This is a genomic window from Amycolatopsis sp. NPDC023774 (genome assembly GCF_040639695.1).
In the GTDB taxonomy this organism is placed as follows: domain Bacteria; phylum Actinomycetota; class Actinomycetes; order Mycobacteriales; family Pseudonocardiaceae; genus Amycolatopsis.
Map to the genome: position 1 here is coordinate 213,352 of NZ_JBFAAJ010000007.1, position 15,521 is coordinate 228,872.

At 70.2% G+C, this 15,521-nt stretch carries 18 protein-coding genes; 6 read left to right on the forward strand and 12 right to left on the reverse strand.

Annotation, left to right across the window (positions count from 1 at the left end):
* Positions 1-18: 18 nt before the first annotated feature.
* The 6 genes from AB0F91_RS18610 to AB0F91_RS18635 form a co-directional block, all read right to left on the reverse strand.
* Entirely contained in the window at positions 19-615 is a 597-nt protein-coding gene (locus tag AB0F91_RS18610) for a hypothetical protein (RefSeq protein WP_360598765.1), read from the reverse strand.
* A complete protein-coding gene (locus tag AB0F91_RS18615) occupies positions 615-1,325 on the reverse strand; it encodes a hypothetical protein (protein ID WP_360598766.1) in 711 nt (236 codons plus the stop codon). The genes AB0F91_RS18610 and AB0F91_RS18615 overlap by 1 nt, the downstream gene beginning before the upstream one ends.
* Entirely contained in the window at positions 1,322-2,812 is a 1,491-nt protein-coding gene (locus AB0F91_RS18620) for a WXG100 family type VII secretion target (RefSeq protein ID WP_360598767.1), read from the reverse strand. Before AB0F91_RS18620 ends, AB0F91_RS18615 begins: the two co-directional genes overlap by 4 nt.
* Before the next feature lie 2 nt (positions 2,813-2,814).
* A complete protein-coding gene (locus tag AB0F91_RS18625; protein ID WP_360598768.1) occupies positions 2,815-3,318 on the reverse strand; it encodes a YbaB/EbfC family nucleoid-associated protein in 504 nt (167 codons plus the stop codon).
* 73 nt (positions 3,319-3,391) lie between these two features.
* Positions 3,392-4,147 (reverse strand): decaprenylphospho-beta-D-erythro-pentofuranosid-2-ulose 2-reductase, encoded by a 756-nt coding sequence (locus AB0F91_RS18630; protein ID WP_360598769.1) that lies wholly within the window; start codon positions 4,145-4,147, stop codon positions 3,392-3,394.
* Positions 4,144-5,517: an FAD-binding oxidoreductase gene (locus AB0F91_RS18635; RefSeq protein WP_360598770.1), complete on the reverse strand. Its 1,374-nt coding sequence runs from the start codon at positions 5,515-5,517 to the stop codon at positions 4,144-4,146. Before AB0F91_RS18635 ends, AB0F91_RS18630 begins: the two co-directional genes overlap by 4 nt.
* 155 nt (positions 5,518-5,672) lie before the next feature.
* Between AB0F91_RS18635 and AB0F91_RS18640 the strand changes: the two genes are divergently transcribed.
* The 3 genes from AB0F91_RS18640 to AB0F91_RS18650 all read left to right on the forward strand — a co-directional run bounded on the left by AB0F91_RS18640 (position 5,673) and on the right by AB0F91_RS18650 (position 9,176).
* Positions 5,673-6,140 (forward strand): GtrA family protein, encoded by a 468-nt coding sequence (locus AB0F91_RS18640; RefSeq protein WP_360598771.1) that lies wholly within the window; start codon positions 5,673-5,675, stop codon positions 6,138-6,140.
* A 5-nt stretch (positions 6,141-6,145) separates the two neighbouring features.
* Positions 6,146-8,056: a glycosyltransferase gene (locus AB0F91_RS18645; RefSeq protein ID WP_360598772.1), complete on the forward strand. Its 1,911-nt coding sequence runs from the start codon at positions 6,146-6,148 to the stop codon at positions 8,054-8,056.
* A 106-nt stretch (positions 8,057-8,162) separates the two neighbouring features.
* Positions 8,163-9,176 (forward strand): acyl-CoA dehydrogenase family protein, encoded by a 1,014-nt coding sequence (locus AB0F91_RS18650; RefSeq protein WP_360598773.1) that lies wholly within the window; start codon positions 8,163-8,165, stop codon positions 9,174-9,176.
* Here AB0F91_RS18650 and AB0F91_RS18655 read toward each other — a convergent pair.
* From AB0F91_RS18655 to AB0F91_RS18680, 6 genes are all read right to left on the reverse strand, one after another.
* Entirely contained in the window at positions 9,173-9,403 is a 231-nt protein-coding gene (locus tag AB0F91_RS18655) for a hypothetical protein (RefSeq protein WP_360598774.1), read from the reverse strand. The two genes, AB0F91_RS18650 and AB0F91_RS18655, sit on opposite strands and share 4 nt — an antisense overlap.
* A 23-nt stretch (positions 9,404-9,426) precedes the next feature.
* A complete protein-coding gene (locus AB0F91_RS18660; protein WP_360598775.1) occupies positions 9,427-10,236 on the reverse strand; it encodes an ABC transporter permease in 810 nt (269 codons plus the stop codon).
* Positions 10,233-11,204, reverse strand: a complete 972-nt coding sequence (locus AB0F91_RS18665; RefSeq protein ID WP_360598776.1) for an ATP-binding cassette domain-containing protein — start codon at positions 11,202-11,204, stop codon at positions 10,233-10,235. Before AB0F91_RS18665 ends, AB0F91_RS18660 begins: the two co-directional genes overlap by 4 nt.
* A 26-nt stretch (positions 11,205-11,230) precedes the next feature.
* Positions 11,231-12,073, reverse strand: a complete 843-nt coding sequence (locus AB0F91_RS18670; protein ID WP_360598777.1) for a DUF4097 family beta strand repeat-containing protein — start codon at positions 12,071-12,073, stop codon at positions 11,231-11,233.
* A gap of 75 nt (positions 12,074-12,148) precedes the next feature.
* Positions 12,149-12,676, reverse strand: coding sequence for an Arc family DNA-binding protein (locus AB0F91_RS18675; protein ID WP_360598778.1), 528 nt, complete (start codon positions 12,674-12,676; stop codon positions 12,149-12,151).
* Between the two features lie 166 nt (positions 12,677-12,842).
* The gene (locus AB0F91_RS18680; RefSeq protein ID WP_360598779.1) at positions 12,843-13,085 is read right to left on the reverse strand and encodes a hypothetical protein; all 243 of its coding nucleotides are present in this window, start codon (positions 13,083-13,085) and stop codon (positions 12,843-12,845) included.
* 134 nt (positions 13,086-13,219) lie between these two features.
* On the opposite strand from AB0F91_RS18680, the gene AB0F91_RS18685 reads away from it, so the two are divergent.
* From AB0F91_RS18685 to AB0F91_RS18695, 3 genes are read left to right on the forward strand one after another with little or no spacing between them, the layout of a single operon-like run.
* Positions 13,220-13,951 carry an ESX secretion-associated protein EspG gene (locus tag AB0F91_RS18685; RefSeq protein WP_360598780.1) on the forward strand — a complete coding sequence of 244 codons (732 nt, stop codon included), beginning with the start codon at positions 13,220-13,222 and terminating at the stop codon, positions 13,949-13,951.
* Positions 13,952-13,983: 32 nt separating this feature from the next.
* On the forward strand, positions 13,984-14,412 hold the full coding sequence (locus AB0F91_RS18690) for a hypothetical protein (protein WP_360598781.1): 429 nt from the start codon (positions 13,984-13,986) through the stop codon (positions 14,410-14,412).
* Positions 14,409-15,509, forward strand: a complete 1,101-nt coding sequence (locus AB0F91_RS18695) for a hypothetical protein (RefSeq protein ID WP_360598782.1) — start codon at positions 14,409-14,411, stop codon at positions 15,507-15,509. Before AB0F91_RS18690 ends, AB0F91_RS18695 begins: the two co-directional genes overlap by 4 nt.
* The last annotated feature ends 12 nt before the right edge of the window (positions 15,510-15,521 follow it).

Consider the following 15,521-nt stretch of genomic DNA (forward strand, 5'->3'; position numbering starts at 1 on the left):
CCGATCGGTTGATCCAGGTCAGCAACGCGAAAGGGCCCTGCGCACCTTCATCGGCGCTAGGAGGTCACGCTGGGTCAACGTGGAGCCGTCGGCGAAGGTGAACCGGATCCCCGGCTCGGGTGGGAAGCTGCGGCCGGGGGCCACGGCGTCGAGCCGCACCACGACGTCGGCCGGGAACTCCTCGGCCGTCACGAAGAAGTCCTTCGTGTCCGCCTCGGCCACGAACTTCGTCGGGTACACAAGCGCGAGCCGCCGATCGGTCCAGGTCAGGCGCGCGGCGCCCGCGGAGAAGGCCAGGTGGTCGGCGATCCGCACGGCCACGGCCGTAGGCGCCGCGGCTTCCACGCGGTAGGCCAGCGACGGGTCGTCGGTCCAGTCCTCGTCGGGCAGGCCGGCGGGCGTCGGCCAGCGGCCTGGCGCCGTCGTGACCTTCACCGGCTCGCGCGCCGGAGTGTAGGGCAGGTGCCGGGTGCCGCCGATCCACGCGACGACGTGCCCGTGCGCCGGCGGGCAGCCCAGCAGCAGCCGTTCCTTCTTGCGCAGCCACACTTTCGTGTAGTCGCGCTCGATGATCTCGTCGACCTCGCCCGCCTGCTTCAGCTCCTGCGCACGCATCACGCGGCTCCGTTCGTGCGCGCCAGCAGCCAGTCGAACGCTTCGGGCTCGGCCACGCCGAACCGCAGGTCGAAGCCGGAACCGTCCACAAGCGACATCCGCAGGCCGGGTTGGCGGTCGCGAGAAGCCACCGCGAACCCGGCGATCTGCTCGCGCGGCAGCGAAGCCGCCACCTCGAACTCCCGCGACGCCACCGGCTCACCTTCGCGGTTGGCCCCGTACGTCTTGCGCCGGTCCGTGACGATCTCCGCCACGTCCTTGCCGAACTTCGCCATGCCCCGCCCGAAGCCCATCGCCTTGCCCAGCAACGACTTCTCCGGCTCTTCAACCGGTTCCGGTGCCACCACGACCCGCAACAACACCAGCCGCGCCGACGTCAGCGCCCACAACGACGCCCGCGCCCCGCGTACGAGCCCCTCGGCCGCCATCCCCGTCCGCTCCCCGAACACCACGACCGCCGGTTCCGGAGTCACGGAACCGCCGCTGCCACTGTCCTCACCGGACAGTGCCGCGTCCACGATCCCGCCCGCGAAGCCGGCCAGCCCGGAACCCACCTTGCGCAGCACACTCTTCGCGGGCTGGCCGGATTCGTCGAGGCCACGGACGGCGTACCCGGTCACGCCGCCATACGCGGCCCACAACAACCGCTCGTCAGCACGCAGGTGCGGCCGCGCCTGCGTGGCGGCGCCCAGGGGATCGGCGAGATTCATTCTTCGAGTGAGAACCCTCGGTCGGTCGCCTCGCGGCGCTCGTCTTCACCTTCGGTCTGAGACTGGTGGTAACCGTACTTGACGCCTTGCTCGATGCCCTGCTCGGCGATGTTGCCCGCGCTGCCCCGCCACGCCGCCTTGCCGACGCTCGACGTCCCGCTCATCCCCGCCAGCCGCAGCCCGGTCTCGGTCAGGTTGGTCGTGAGCGCGTTCGCGCCGTTCTCGCCGACCCCCAGCGCGTTGGCGAACCGGTTGCCCGTGCGCGAGGCCCCGGTGGCCGCGTCGGCTTTCGTGAGGATCTTCGCGAGCGGGTTCTTGTCGATCATGTCCGCCACGCGCTTCTCGAGGAAGTTGCCGTTGCGCAGGCTTTCCACACGCTCCACGACCTTCTTCAGCGGCCCTGTGCGCAGCTTCTGCAGGATCTTCTCGAGCTCCTCGATGAGCGGCTTCAGCTTGCCCAGCAGCTGCTTGACCTTCATCCCGAGCCGCCCGCCGGTCACCGCGACCTCGCCCGTGGTCGCCGCGCCCGCGGCTCCCACCGATGCGCCCGCCGTGATCCAGGACGCCGCCAGCGCCGCGAGCCACTCGATGATCAGGCCCATCACCAGCTCTTGCAGGATGTCGATCACGATCTCCACGAACGCGTCGAACAGGTCCGCGGCCAGCTCCAGGATCTGCTGCAGCCCGCGCGCCTCGTCCGCGAACGCTCCTGCGCCCTCGGCGAACTCACCCATCTGCTTGCGGAACGCGTCTTCGCCGGCGCCTTCCCACGGCTCTTTCGTGAGGTCCGCGCGCTTCCGCTCGTGCTCACCGACGCTGTCGAGCCACTGCGCCACCTGCGCCCAGCCCTGGGCGGTGCTGCGCATCTGCTCGGGGTCGCCGATCGCCGGCTCCAGCACGAATTCCACGAGCGGGCTGATCACGATGCCGATGAGGAACCCGAGCCCGTTGTCCAGCAGCGACTGCCCGGGGCTCGTCACCAGCTGGATCTGCTCCATACGCGTGTGCACAGCGGCGATCGCCACGTCCGGTGGGCTGCTCGCCTGCGAGACCTCGGTCGACGTCGAAAGCCACGAGCTGCCGTAGCCGCCGTGCTGCTCCAGGTAGCTCTTGCGGCCGGCGTCGCCCGCGTGGTTCACGTCCGACAGCGAGCCGGCGCCGCTGCCGCCGTCGGCGAGCTCCTTGCCGAGCCCGGTCACGGCGTCGGTGGTCGCGTCCTCGTGACCCTGGTACGCCTGCGCGGCCAGCGTGGTCTTGTCGGCGATGGCCTCCAGGAACGTTTTCGCCTGGTCGGCGAGGTCCTGGCACTCCTGCAGGGAGTCGAAGTACTTGTACGCCATCAGCTCGCCGAGCGGACCGAAGCAGTCGTCGCTCACGCGCGCCTGTTGCAGCAGCTGAGCGAGGCTGCCGAAGTGCCCGGCCGCTTCCTTCGAGCCGCTCGCGTGCGCGGTCAGCGCCACCGGCTCGATCTTGAACCCACTGGTCACGATCACTCCCGCCGAAGAATGGAACCCCCGAAATCGTCGTCTTCGACGGCTTGCGGGTTCGCCCGGTTCCGAGTGTTCTGCGGCGATTGGGGCATGTGCGGCTGCTGCCCGGGCTGCCCGGGGGCGGCCAGCGAACTGGCGGGCGGCGGCGCGCTCGGCCCGAGCGGCTCGACGTGCGCGTTGAACGCCTCGCGGAACTGCTCCGCCCGCTCGCCCAGCACCGGCTCGACGGTCTGGTTCAGCGCGGCCGCGGCCTGCTGCGTCGCCGAGCGGATGGCGCCGAGGATTTCCTGCTGCAACGCGGTGTGCGAGCGGCGCATGGCCTGCGGGCTCAGCTGCAGCCCGAGCACGGCACCCGACGGGGCGACGGTGACGGTCACCGAGCCGTCGGCGTTGCGGGCGTGCCCGCGCAGGTTCGCGATCTGGTCCTTGAGCTCGGCGGCGCGAGCCGCCTGCTCCTGGAACCGCTGGAGCACGGCGTCGAGCCGCGCTGCCTGGTCCGGCATGGTGGAACCCCCAGAAAGGTGAAAGACCTTCGTCCAGAATATGCGACGAAGATCCCGCCTCGGGAGTTCCCGGTCAGATCGGCAGTTTCCGGAAAATCGGACGCGGCACGTGCCGCAGCACCGACATCACGAGCCGGAACTGCGCCGGCGCCCACACGAGGTCCTTGCCGCTGCGCGCCGCGGTCACGGCGATGTCGGCCACCTGCTCGGCCGTCTGCGCCAGGGGAGCGTCCTTCAGCCCGGCCGTCATCTTGGTCTTCACATGACCCGGGCGGACCACGGTCACCTGCACGCCGTGCGGCGCGAGCGCCTCGCCGAGGCCCAGGTAGAAGCCGTCGAACCCGGCCTTGGTCGAGCCGTACACGAAGTTCGAACGCCGCACGCGCTCACCGGCCACCGACGACAGCGCGATGATCGTGCCGTGGCCCTGGGCCTTGAGCTTCTCCGACAGCGCCACGCCCACCGACACGGCGGCCGCGTAGTTCACCGTCGCCAGCTCCACCGCCTTGGCGTGGTCCTGCCAGACCTCCTCGGGGTCGCCGAGCAGGCCGAACGCCACCACGGCCACGTCGATGTCGCCACCGGCGAACGCGCGGTCGAGCACGGCGGGGTGCGAGGCCGTGTCCTTGGCATCGAAGTCCACAACGGACACCTCGGCGCCGCGGTCCTTCAGACGCCGCACCGCGGCGTCGAGCCGGGGCGACGGACGCGCGGCCAGCACGACCCGCAGCGGCTTCTCCGCGAGGTATTTCTCGGCGATGGCCAGCGCGATGTCGGACGTGCCGCCGAGCAGCAGCAGGGACTGGGGGTTGCCAACGGCGTCGATCACAGTGCGAGCCTCCGGCTCATGTCAGAGGCGAAAACGCCTTGGGGGTCAACGGCGGCGCGGACCTTGCGCCATTCCTCGAGCCGCGGGTACATCTTCGCGAACGTCTCCGCCGTGGTCCGCGAGTCCTTCGCGGTGTACAGGCGGCCGCCCGCGGCGAGCACCTCGTCGTCGAGTTCGAGGCAGAACCGGCTCAGGCCGGGCTTGATCGGGAAGTCGACGCTGAGCATCCAGCCCGGCGAGGGCCACGACATCGGCGCCGGGTTGGCGTCGCCCATGCGCTTGAACACGTTGAGGAACGAGTAGTGCCCCGACGTCGCGATCCGGTGGCAGATGGCCTTGAGCTGGTCTTCCGCGCCGAACGGCACCGAGAACTGGTACTGCAGGAAGCCCTTGGAGCCGTACGCGCGGTTCCACTCCGAGATCATGTCCAGCGGGTGGTAGAACTGCGTGAGGTTCTGGACCTTGCCGCGCACGCCCTTCTTGGGCACGGTCTTCTGCCACAGCTCGTTGATCAGGCCGAAGGTGAGCTTGTTGCCCAGGCCGTTGGGGAACACGTCGGGCAGCGTCGCGAGCTTCGGCGCGTCGAACTTCAGCGGTTCGCTGCGCAGCTTCGCGGGCAGCTGGTCCAGCGTGGCGAGCGAGCCGCGCGAGAACGTGGCCCGGCCCAGGCGCGAGTCCGCCGAGATCAGGTCGGGGACCGACATCGAGTAGTCGTAGTTCAGGTCCGAACCGTCGGTGAACAGCGCGAGCGTCTCGTCGAGGCTCGACGTGCGGTCGGCGTCGACGTAGAAGTACGCCGTCTCCGTCTTCTTCATCCGCACGGTGGCGCGCGTGATGATGCCGGTGAGGCCGATGCCGGCCACCGTCGCCCAGAACAGCTCGGCCTCGTCGCCCTCCGGCGTGAGCGTGCGGACCTTGCCGTCGGCCGTGAGCAGGTCCATCGACACCACGTGGTTGCCGAAGCTGCCGGCCGAGTGGTGGTTCTTGCCGTGGATGTCGTTGGCGATCGCGCCGCCGATCGTCACCTGGCGCGTGCCCGGCAGCACCGGTACCCAGAGGCCGTGGGGGAGCGCCTCGCGCATCAGCTTGTCGAGGCTCACGCCGGCGTCGAGATCGACCAGGCCGGAGTCGGGGTCGATCGAGTGGATGCGGTCGAGCACGGTCATGTCGACCACGAGCCCGCCGGCGTTCTGCGCCGGATCGCCGTAGGAGCGGCCGAGGCCGCGCGCGATGACCCCGCGGGGGCCGGCCGACGCGACGGCGGCCGCGATGGTCTCGACATCGGGCGTGCTCAGGACGTCTGCGACTGTCCCAGCGGTGCGGCCCCAGCCGGTGAGCGTGCGTCGCTGTGTCTCGGGTGTCTGGGTCACTCGACCAGCGTAGCCACGCCGTAGGACGCCCGGAACGTGACCCTGAAGTGCTCGCTTCTACACTTTGCGCATCAAGGCACAAGCGTCCGCGCGTCAAAGTCGACACGGACAGGGCTTCCCGAGACGACGACGCATCGAGCCGAGAAGGTATTCCAGTGGTGGCTACAGAACCGCAGAGTGAGACGACGGTGACAACACCGGTGGGCCCCGGTCTGCTCGGTCAGCTCATCCGCTTCGGGCTGATCGGCGGATTCTGCGCGCTGCTGGACCTGGGTACCTACACGCTGCTCAGGGCCGTCGGCATGGACGCCGTGCCGTGGGTCGACATCGCTCGCGCGATCAGCTTCGTCGTGGGCACGACCACGGCGTTCTTCCTGAATCGCCGGTTCACGTTCGCCGGCGGCCGTCGCGATGGCGGCACGCAGGTCGGCAGCTTCATCCTGCTCTACGCCGTGACGTTCTTCGTCGCCGTCGGTGTGAACCAATGGATGCTGCACCTGCTCCCGGAGTCGACGTGGAAGGCCACGCTCGGCTGGGTCGTGTCGCAGGCGACGGCGACCGTGATCAATTTCGTCATGCTCAAGTGGGTCGTGTTTCGTGAGCGGCCGGTAAAGGAGAACTGAGTTCGATGCCCGGTAAAGCAGCCCCGGTCGCGGAGGCGGCCCCCGAAGGCGAGACCCGGTTCGCGGAGCACGCGCCCGAAGGGAGGCTGACGGCCCAGCGCGGGCTGTACGCCGGCCCGGCGCCGATCGTCAGCAAGGACCTCTACGCCGAGCTCGCATGGGGCTCCGCGGTGCGCGACCGCGACGCGCTCACCGTCGAACCGTCGTCGAAGGTCACCGGCAACACCTACTTCGGCCGCTTCCCCGCCAGCTACTGGCAGCGCTGGACCACGGTCACCTCGGTCACCGTGGAAGCCGTGGTCAGCGGTGACGGCCTGCTCTCGGTCGGCGCGTCCGACCTCCAGGGCGACGCCCGGGTGGTCAACGCCGAGCAGGTGGCCGGCGCCAAGGCCCGTAAGGTCACGATGACCGCGAGCCTCGACAAGTTCTACGACGGCGGCGCGCTGTGGCTCGACCTCGAGACCGAGGGCGGCCAGACGCTGCGCGTCGAGCAGGTCCGCTGGACGGTCGACGCGCCGGAGAAGATCCGCCCGACCGCGGTGACCATCTGCACGATGAACCGCGCGGACGATTGCCTGAAGAACCTGCAGGCGCTCGCGGCCGACGTGTCGTCGCTGCACACGCTCGACGCCATCTACGTCGCCGACCAGGGCACCGACCTCGTCGAGTCGCGTGACGGCTTCGAGCAGGTGGCGAAGGACCTCGGCGACAAGCTGCACTACATCAAGCAGCCCAACCTCGGCGGCGCCGGCGGCTTCACCCGCGGCCTGTACGAGGTGGCCGGCCACACCGCCACCGAGCACGCCAACGTGCTGTTCATGGACGACGACGTGCTGCTGGAGCCGGACCTCGTCGTGCGCATGACCGCGTTCTCCAACCGCGCGGCCAACCCGATCATCGTCGGCGGCCAGATGCTCAACCTGCTGCACCCGAACCAGCTGCACGTCGGCGCCGAGTACGCGCGCCTGAACACGCTGGAGCCGGGCCAGCCGGTCACGCACTCGCTGTCCACGGCCGACCTGCTGGGCGTCGACGAGCAGACCCTCAAACCCAACCGCCAGGAGCGCCGCCTCGACGCCGGGTACAACGGCTGGTGGTCGTGCCTGATCCCCTACGAGGTCGTGAAGGCGATCGGCTACCCGATGCCGTTCTTCTTCCAGTGGGACGACGCGGAGTACTCCTACCGCGCCCGCGAGTACGGCTTCCCGACGGTGACCCTGCCGGGCGCCGGCGTGTGGCACGCGGACTTCCACTGGAAGGACTGGGACGAGTGGCACCGGTACTTCAACCTGCGCAACTCGATCATCACCGCCGCGCTGCACTCGCCGTTCAACCTGAACCTGCTTTCGCGCGTGCTGCTCGCGCAGCTGGTGCGCTACCTGCTGGGCATGCAGTACGGCTTGTCGGCCACGCTGATCAAGGCCGTCGAGGACTTCCTCGAGGGCCCGGAGGTCCTGCGTGACGGCGGCGTCGCCGCGATGAAGGAGATCCGCCGGATCCGCGAGCAGTACCCGGAGACCAAGCGGCACAAGGCCACCGACGTCCCGGGCATCGCGTCCAACGACATCGGCATCATCAACAGCGCGCCGCGGCCCAGCATGCAGCGCCTGGTGCTGATCAAGCGCGTGGTCGACCGCGTGCTCGGCCGCAGCCGCTTCGGCCTCGGCGCGGTGCCGATCGACGAGGCGCACTGGTGGCACATCGCGCTGTTCGACACGGCCGTGGTCACGGACGCTTCGCAGGAAGGCGTGCGCGTGCGCACGTACGACAAGGTGAAGATGTTCGACCTCGCCCGGCGCGGTGCTCGCGTGATCCAGCGTCTCCGCAAGGAAGGCGCGGGCGTGCAGGAGCAGTACAAGCGCGCGATGCCGGAGCTCACTTCGCGGGAGAACTGGAAGCGGCTGTACGAGCTCTGATTGCTCTGAACGCTTGAACCGCCGAAAGCCACCACGGGTTCTTCCGTGGTGGCTTTCGGTGCTTTCGGGGGCTTGTTTTCCGTCGAGTTAGGGTAGCCTAACTCTTGTGTCGAACCTCGCCGCCCGCGCGCGGGCCCTCGCCGATGACGTGCTGTTTCCCGCGGCCGCGCAGGTGGACCTGCGCGGCGAGGTGCCGCGGTCGCACTTCGACGCGTTGGCCGAGGCCGGGCTCTACGGCCTCGCCGCGCCCCCCGACGCCGGTGGCCCCGCCGCGGGCCTGGCCGAGCTGGTTGAGGTCATCGAGACGCTGGCCGGCGGCTGCCTGAGCACCACGTTCACCTGGGTCCAGCACCACGGCCTCGTCGCCGGCCTGTCCGGTTCGGCCAACGAGGCACTGCGGTCGCAGTACCTCGCCGACCTGGTCAAGGGCACCGTCCGGGCCGGCGTCGCGTACGCCGGCGTGATCCCGACGCCGCCGCGCACCCGGGCCCGGCGGGTCAGCGACGGGTTCCGCTTCGACGGCGAGGCCCCGTTCGTGAGCGGGTGGGGCGGGATCGATCTGCTGATGCTCTCGGGCCGCACCCCCGAGGACACGGTCGTCACCACCGTGGTGGCGCCGGTGGCGGGCCACGGACTCCACGCCAGTCCACTGCGCCTGATGGCCGCTCAAGGGACCTCGACCGTCCGAATCGGACTGGACGACTACTTCGTGTCCGCCGAGCGCGTGCTCGCCGAGGTCTCGCACGCCGACTTCGTCGCGGGGAACACGTTCGCGTCGCGGCTCAACGGCTGCGCGCCCCTCGGGCTGGCCGAACGCTGTGCCCGCCTGCTCGACGACCTCGGCCGGCCCGAGACGGCCACCGCCCTGCGCACCGAACAGGACCAGATCCGCATCCGCCTCGACTCGGGCCTCACCGACCCTGCCTCACTCCCCGCGGCCCGCGCGGCCGGTGCCGAACTGGCCTACCGCAGCGCGGGCGCCCTCGTGGCCGCTACCGGCAGCCGCTCCGTGCTCGCCGGCGAGCACGCGGGCCGGCTGGTGCGGGAGGCCACGTTCCTCCTGGTGGCCGCCAGCCGCCCGGAGATCCGCGACGGCCTGCTGGCCTTGGCCCGGCGCTAGCCCTGATCCCAGGTGACTGGCAGGCGCGGCACGCCGTGGAGGTTCTGGTGCCCGGGCCGCAGCGGCACGTCCTCGGGCGCGGCAGCCGGCCGCGGCGTCGGAAACCGCCTGGTCAGCGCCGGCAACGCGACGCGCAGTTCGACCCGGGCCGGCTGCAGGCCGAGGCACTGGTGGATGCCGTGCCCGAACGTCAGGCATCGCGACCTTCGATCGGCAGCCTGCGCCACTACGCCGTTTCAAACCGCAAGGCTCAGTGCGCGTATTCGCGGTTGAACAGGCGCTTCGACCACAGATAGCCACCCAGTGCGATCACCGCGCACCACCCAAGGGCGAACCACGCGTTGTTACCGAGTGGCTTGTCCATCAGCAGGCCGCGCAGGGTCTCGATGATCGGTGTGAACGGCTGATACTCGGCGAACCAGCGAAGCCCGGCCGGCATGGAAGCGGTGGGCACGAAGCCGCTGCCGAGGAAGGGCAGCAGGATCAGCGGCATCGGCAGGTTGCTGGCCGTCTCGACGCTCTTGCTCACCTGACCCAGCGCGACCGACAGCCAGACGAGCGCAAACGTCACCACCAGCAGGAACCCGGCCGTCGCCAGCCACCCGCCGAGCCCGGCCGAGGGCCGGAAACCGACCAGAAGGGCCACGCCGATGACGATGGCGAGGGTGAACGCGGCCTGGACCACGCTGCCCAGCACGTGCCCGGTCAGCACCGAGACGCGGGCGATGTGCATGGTCCGGAACCGCGCGATCACGCCTTCGGTCATGTCCATGGCGACCGAGATCGCGGTGCCCTGGACGGTGGCGGTCACGGTCATCAGGATGATCGCCGGCGCCACGTAGTTCACATAGGTCTCGCGGCCTCCGCCGATCCCGGCGCCCATCGTGCCGCCGAAGACGTACACGAACAGCAGCAGGAAGACCACCGGCATTCCGACGAGCATCAGCGTCATCGACGGGTAGCGCAGCATGTGCTTGAGGTTGCGGCGCAGCATCGTCGCCGAGTCGCGCAGCGGCTGGAACTCGAGGCCGGCCGGAACCGGCGCGGTGAGAGTGCTCATCGGGTCGTCACCTTCTCGTGGGTGTTCTCGGTCGCGGGGTTGCCGGTGAGGGCGAGGAAGACGTCGTCGAGGTCGGGGGTGTGCACGGACAGCTCGTCGACCTCGATGGCCCGGTCGTCGAGCCGGCCGATGAGGGCCTTGAGCGAGCGCAGGCTGCCGTCGCTGGGCACGCGCAGGGTGAGCGAGTCGTTGTCGCGCGACGCGTCGTCGAGCGTGCTCATGGCCGTGTCGAGGCCGCGCGGGTCGGCGAAGCGCAGGCGCACGTGTCCACCGGGGATGCGGCGCTTGAGCTCGTCGGCGGTGCCCTCGGCGACGATCCGGCCGTGGTCGAGCACGGCGATGCGGTCGGCCAGCTCGTCGGCCTCGTCGAGGTACTGCGTGGTCAGGAAGATCGTGACGCCGTCGGCCACGAGACCGCGGACGATCTGCCACATGTTGCGGCGGCTGCGCGGGTCCAGACCGGTGGTCGGCTCGTCGAGGAAGATCAGCCGCGGGCTGCCGACGAGCGTCATCGCCAGGTCGAGCCGCCGGCGCATGCCGCCGGAGTACGTCGACGCGGGCTTCTTGCCCGCCTCGGCGAGGTCGAACTGCTCCAGCAGCTGCGCGGTGCGGCGGCGGCGGTCGGCCCGGCCGAGGTGGTTGAGATCTGCCATCAGCAGCAGGTTCTCCTCGCCGGTGAGCAGGTTGTCCACGGCGGAGAACTGGCCGGTGACGCCGATGGCAGCGCGGACCGCGTCGGGTTCGCGGACGAGGTCGTACCCGGCCACCCGCACGTCACCGGCGTCGGCGTTGATCAGCGTGGACAGGATCTTCACGGCGGTGGTCTTGCCGGCGCCGTTCGCGCCGAGGAGCGAGAACACCGTGCCCTCTTCGACAGTGAGGTCGAGGCCGTCGAGCACCACGTGATCGCCGTAGGACTTGCGCAGTCCGGTCGCGGCGATCGCGGGCCGGGAGTGGTAACTGGTCATGGTTTCCCCTTCGCTGGAAAGAAAAGTCAGGCGCGGCGGATGATCACGTCGCCGTAGGAGGTGCGGCCGCGCACCTCGACGGTCTCGTCGGCTTCCTCGGGGCGGGTGGTGTTCTCCATCAGGTTGCGCACGTGGCCGAAGCCGGTGGTCACGGAAAGCCAGGCCGCGGTGCCTTCGGCGACGCCGATTTCCAGGTCCCCCATGGAGGTTTCGAGCGTCACCGCGCCGCGCACGATCTCGCCGAGGCGGATGAGCCCGGCCGACGTCTTCGCGTCGACCCCGGCGCCCGCGCGTTCGACGGTGATGTCGCCGTTGGCCGACCGCACCCGCGCGTCGCCGCCGACGGAGGCGATCGTGGTCTCGCCGTTGGAGTTCTTGACCACCGCGATGCCCGTGATCTCGCCGATCCGGATCTTGCCGGTGCCGGTGGAGATCTCGGCGTTGCCCGCGACACCGTCGACGGTCACGTGACCGGCCGAAGTGGACAGGTGCAGCGGGCCGGTGCGGTCGATCCGCGCGTTGCCGGCGGAGGTCTTGAACCGGCTCCGGCCGAGGACACCGGCGGTGCGGAAGTCGCCCGCCTGCAGCTCGGCGTTCACCGCGGACCCGGTGGGCAGCTCGATGGTCACGTCGACCGCGCGGGTCTTGCGGGAGAAGTCGAACGTGCGCTTCGGGCCGGTGATCGTGAGCGTGCCGTTGGTGTAGTCGACGCGGACCTGCTGCGCGGCCTTCACGTCGGACTCGTCGTTCTCGTCGCTCGGGCGGACGTCGACGACGGTGTCGAGCCGGTCGCTCGCGGAGATCTGCACGTCGCCGACGCTGAGGTCGACGGTGACGGAGATCGGGTCGGGAGTTTCGAATTTGGGCATGGCTGTCTCCAGAACTGGTGTCGGTGAACCGTCCCCGCAGGTCAGGGACGTGAGGTGAAGTGGTGCTGAACGGAGCTAGCGGACCCAGCCGGTGAAGCTCTGCTTCGTCCGCTTGCCGCTGCTGGGCGGCTCGACGCGCTGGTCGCGGTCGCTGCGCTGCAAGGCCGTGGCGGCCGCCCGGACGAGCCAGGCGTTGACGGAGCGCCCCTCCTTGCCCGCGACCTCCTCGATGGCGGCCTTGAGCTGTTCGGGCAGGCGCACGTTGATCCGTGCGGCCGGGCCCTCTTCGGAGATGAGCAGCTCGCTCTCCGGAGCCGCGGCCGTGGCCGGGTCTTCGGCCGCGAGCTCGAGCGGCTCGGCCGGCGGCGTGGTCACGACGAACTGCGGATCGCGGCCACGCAGGCGCAGCTCCACCGAACCCGGAGCCAGTTCGCGGGTGATCTCGTCGGTGGCGGCCGACAGCGCGTCCAGCAGCGTCATCCGGATCGCCGACTCCAGTGACCCGGTCAGCCGCTCGACCAGCTCACGCGACTCCTCGCCACCGGCTTCGGCCAGCGTGGCGAACTCGCGGCCGAGGTTGCTGACGTACGTGGTCAAGTCCATGGCACAACTATGGCACACGCATGGCACCACTGCAATGCCAATCTGGCTCAGATGTGTGCCATCGATGGCACGTGCGTGGCACTCAAGCGGCACTCGGGCGGAAAAAAGACAGGTCAGGGTGGTTTCGACCCTGACCTGGATGTGGCACGTCCCCCAGAACGGCGGGCTAGACGGACAGCCCGAACTTCCCCTTCCGGCTCAGATCGTCGACGTACGCGGCGGCGATGTGGGCGAAGTTCACCGACACGGTGTTGCCGTCGCGCGTCTGCACGGAATGGACCCCGCCGTGCTTGAGCAGGTCGGGGATCTTCTCCTCCACGCCGGCGGATTCGTCGGCCGTGAGGGGGAAGATCAGCGGTTCGCCACCGGAGGACAGGTGCAGCACGAGCGCGGGTTTCGGATCAGCCATGGCTCCATGCCATCAGCGCTCGATCACCGGCGGCAAGCGGGTTCGCGCACAGCAGAGCACTTCGCCGGTCCGGGTGCGGCGCCCACGCGGCGTCGGCTAGCGTTTCGTCGCGGAAACCCGACCTAGGACGGACGATGCCGTACTCGTTCACGTTGTCACCCGCGGCGGTGGACCTGCTGCTGGAGCGGCAGGGTCTCGGCCGCACACCGGCGCCGTTCACGGTGGCGCACATCGGCATCACCGGCCAGGAACGCGCGGGCGTGCGCGACGCCGTGCTGCGCGACCTCGACAACCGGGGCCTGGTGCACCGCGGTTACCTCGACGACGACCTGGAGCTGGCGCTCACCACGTTCGCCCGCGGCTGCCTCGTCGTCACCGCGACGGCGCAGCTGGACCACGGACAGCTCTTCGCCCGCGTCGCGTCCACCGGCGACCAGGCCGTGCTGGTGAAGCAGGACAACGGCATGTTCGTCTTCGAGCAGATCCGCCCGACCGGCCTCGTGCCCGCGCTGGTCGACTTGCTGCCGCCCGGGGCCGCGGCGCCCGGCCAGTCCGTGACGATCACGCGCCCGGCGAAGCAGCCCCGTCGCGACGGGTACGACCCGTTTGCCGCGTCGAACGCTCCGCGAAACCCGCAGCTCAGGTCCGTCGAGCGGATCTTCGAGAAGCCGCGGCTGCGGGTCGGGCAGTTCACCGTCGGCGCGCAGCCGCCGCTGGTCTGGTTCGACACCGAGCTGGGCCGATACCTGCTCAGCACCCGCGTCGCCGACGACGGGCAGCGCTGGCTCACCTATGCGCCGGCCGACGACAACCGCCTCGCCCAGCAGCTGTTCACGCAGCTGGAGGCGTATTCCGCAAACGCCTGACCGCGGCCGTGGTCGTCAGTAGACTTCGGGTCATGACCTTGGTGGAGCCGGGACAGGTCGCCGGCCTGGACCCGAAGGCCGTCGCCGCAGCGGCGGCCGAGACGACGAAACTCGTGAACGCCGCGAAGTCGGGCAGCTTCACCATCTCCGGTGAAGCGCTCGAGGACCTGCGCCAGGCGCTGGCCGACATGGTGACGCGCGTGGACCGGCTGACCGGCTCCACGGCCGCGCTGGACCAGGCCCCGCAGCTCGGGAGCCACCCGTACGGGCACGCGGTCGCGGCCCACGACCTGAAGGCCGCCTCGCAGGACACCGGGTCCGTCCGGTCGGTGCTGGGGCAGTTCCGCGACGTGCTGACGCAGGCCGACGAGGCACTCGCCCGCGCCGGTGGCGTCTACCGCACCGGTGAGGACAGCGCCGTCGACGCGCACGCCGCTCACAAGACGGGGGACCTCGCATGACCGCGCCGCAGCCGGGGCTCGAGCCGTCCGACGCCGACTACCTCGGTCACACCCACGAGCAGCTCCGGCAGTTCGTGACCACGAACCTCGACCCGAAGCAGGTCGCGGACGTCGCCGCGGCGTACACCGAGGTCACCAAGGCCTTCGACGACTTCGCGACGCAGCTGACCGAGGCCGTGAACAAGTCCAAGGGCTCGTGGGAGGGCAGCGCGGCCGAGAGTGCGCAGGCCTACTTCGCCACGCTCGGCTCGTGGGCCGACGCCACGGCGCAGAACGCGAAGCTCGCCGCGCAGGCCGTCGACGACCAGGGCACGGCCGCGCAGAACGCGCGCAATGCGATGACCGAGCCGATCCCGTTCGACTGGACCGACGAGATGGCCCACTGGACTTCGGCCGGCCCGTTCGACCTGGGCGACACCGTCGACCAGTCGCTGAAGAAGCAGCAGGCCAGCCAGTCGGCCCACGAGCAGGCCGCGCAGACGATGTCGGACTACGACCACTCGCTGTACTCGGCCGCGTCGAAGCAGCCGGTGTTCGCGGACCCGCCGAAGTTCGGCACGGGCAGCGTGTCCACGGCCTCGGCCGTCCTTCCCGCGGCTTCGAGCTCGACCGACCACCACGGCGGCGGTGGCGCCGACTCCGGTGGTCAGGTTTCGGCTGCGCCGAGCCAGATCACGGGCTCCGGCCACGTGCCGCCCGCCCCCAACGCCGCCACCACGGCGTCGAGCTTCGAGCCCGCCGCGGGTCAGCAGCAGGCCGGTGCCGCGGGCGCTTCGAGCGCCGGCGGCATGCCCATGGGCGCGATGCCGATGGGCGGCGGCATGGGCGCCGGTGGCGGCGGTTTCGGCGCCGACGAGGAGTACCAGTCCAAGTTCAGCCGCGGCGGCTTCGGCCCGGGCGAAGGTGCGGCAGCGGGGGGAGCTTCGCCCGGCTTGAGCGGTGCACCCGCCCGCGCCGGCATGGGGATGGGGATGGGCGGCGGCGCCGCTCGCTACGAAGAGGACGAGGCGGACGGCTCGCGCTTCTTCTCCCATGTGGACGAGAACGACGAGTACGGCGCCGACCTTCGTGCCGCTCGGCCGGTGATCGGGGAGTAGCCCTACGAAAAC

What these genes read in the sequence shown, in the direction of transcription:
- AB0F91_RS18610 (WP_360598765.1), bottom strand. Translation starts at nt 615, where the DNA reads ATGCGTGCGCAGGAGCTGAAGCAGGCGGGCGAGGTCGACGAGATCATC.
- AB0F91_RS18615 (WP_360598766.1), bottom strand. Translation starts at nt 1,325, where the DNA reads ATGAATCTCGCCGATCCCCTGGGCGCCGCCACGCAGGCGCGGCCGCAC.
- AB0F91_RS18625 (WP_360598768.1), bottom strand. Translation starts at nt 3,318, where the DNA reads ATGCCGGACCAGGCAGCGCGGCTCGACGCCGTGCTCCAGCGGTTCCAG.
- AB0F91_RS18645 (WP_360598772.1), top strand. Translation starts at nt 6,146, where the DNA reads ATGCCCGGTAAAGCAGCCCCGGTCGCGGAGGCGGCCCCCGAAGGCGAG.
- AB0F91_RS18660 (WP_360598775.1), bottom strand. Translation starts at nt 10,236, where the DNA reads ATGAGCACTCTCACCGCGCCGGTTCCGGCCGGCCTCGAGTTCCAGCCG.
- AB0F91_RS18665 (WP_360598776.1), bottom strand. Translation starts at nt 11,204, where the DNA reads ATGACCAGTTACCACTCCCGGCCCGCGATCGCCGCGACCGGACTGCGC.
- AB0F91_RS18670 (WP_360598777.1), bottom strand. Translation starts at nt 12,073, where the DNA reads ATGCCCAAATTCGAAACTCCCGACCCGATCTCCGTCACCGTCGACCTC.
- AB0F91_RS18675 (WP_360598778.1), bottom strand. Translation starts at nt 12,676, where the DNA reads ATGGACTTGACCACGTACGTCAGCAACCTCGGCCGCGAGTTCGCCACG.
- AB0F91_RS18680 (WP_360598779.1), bottom strand. Translation starts at nt 13,085, where the DNA reads ATGGCTGATCCGAAACCCGCGCTCGTGCTGCACCTGTCCTCCGGTGGC.
- AB0F91_RS18685 (WP_360598780.1), top strand. Translation starts at nt 13,220, where the DNA reads ATGCCGTACTCGTTCACGTTGTCACCCGCGGCGGTGGACCTGCTGCTG.
- AB0F91_RS18690 (WP_360598781.1), top strand. Translation starts at nt 13,984, where the DNA reads ATGACCTTGGTGGAGCCGGGACAGGTCGCCGGCCTGGACCCGAAGGCC.
- AB0F91_RS18695 (WP_360598782.1), top strand. Translation starts at nt 14,409, where the DNA reads ATGACCGCGCCGCAGCCGGGGCTCGAGCCGTCCGACGCCGACTACCTC.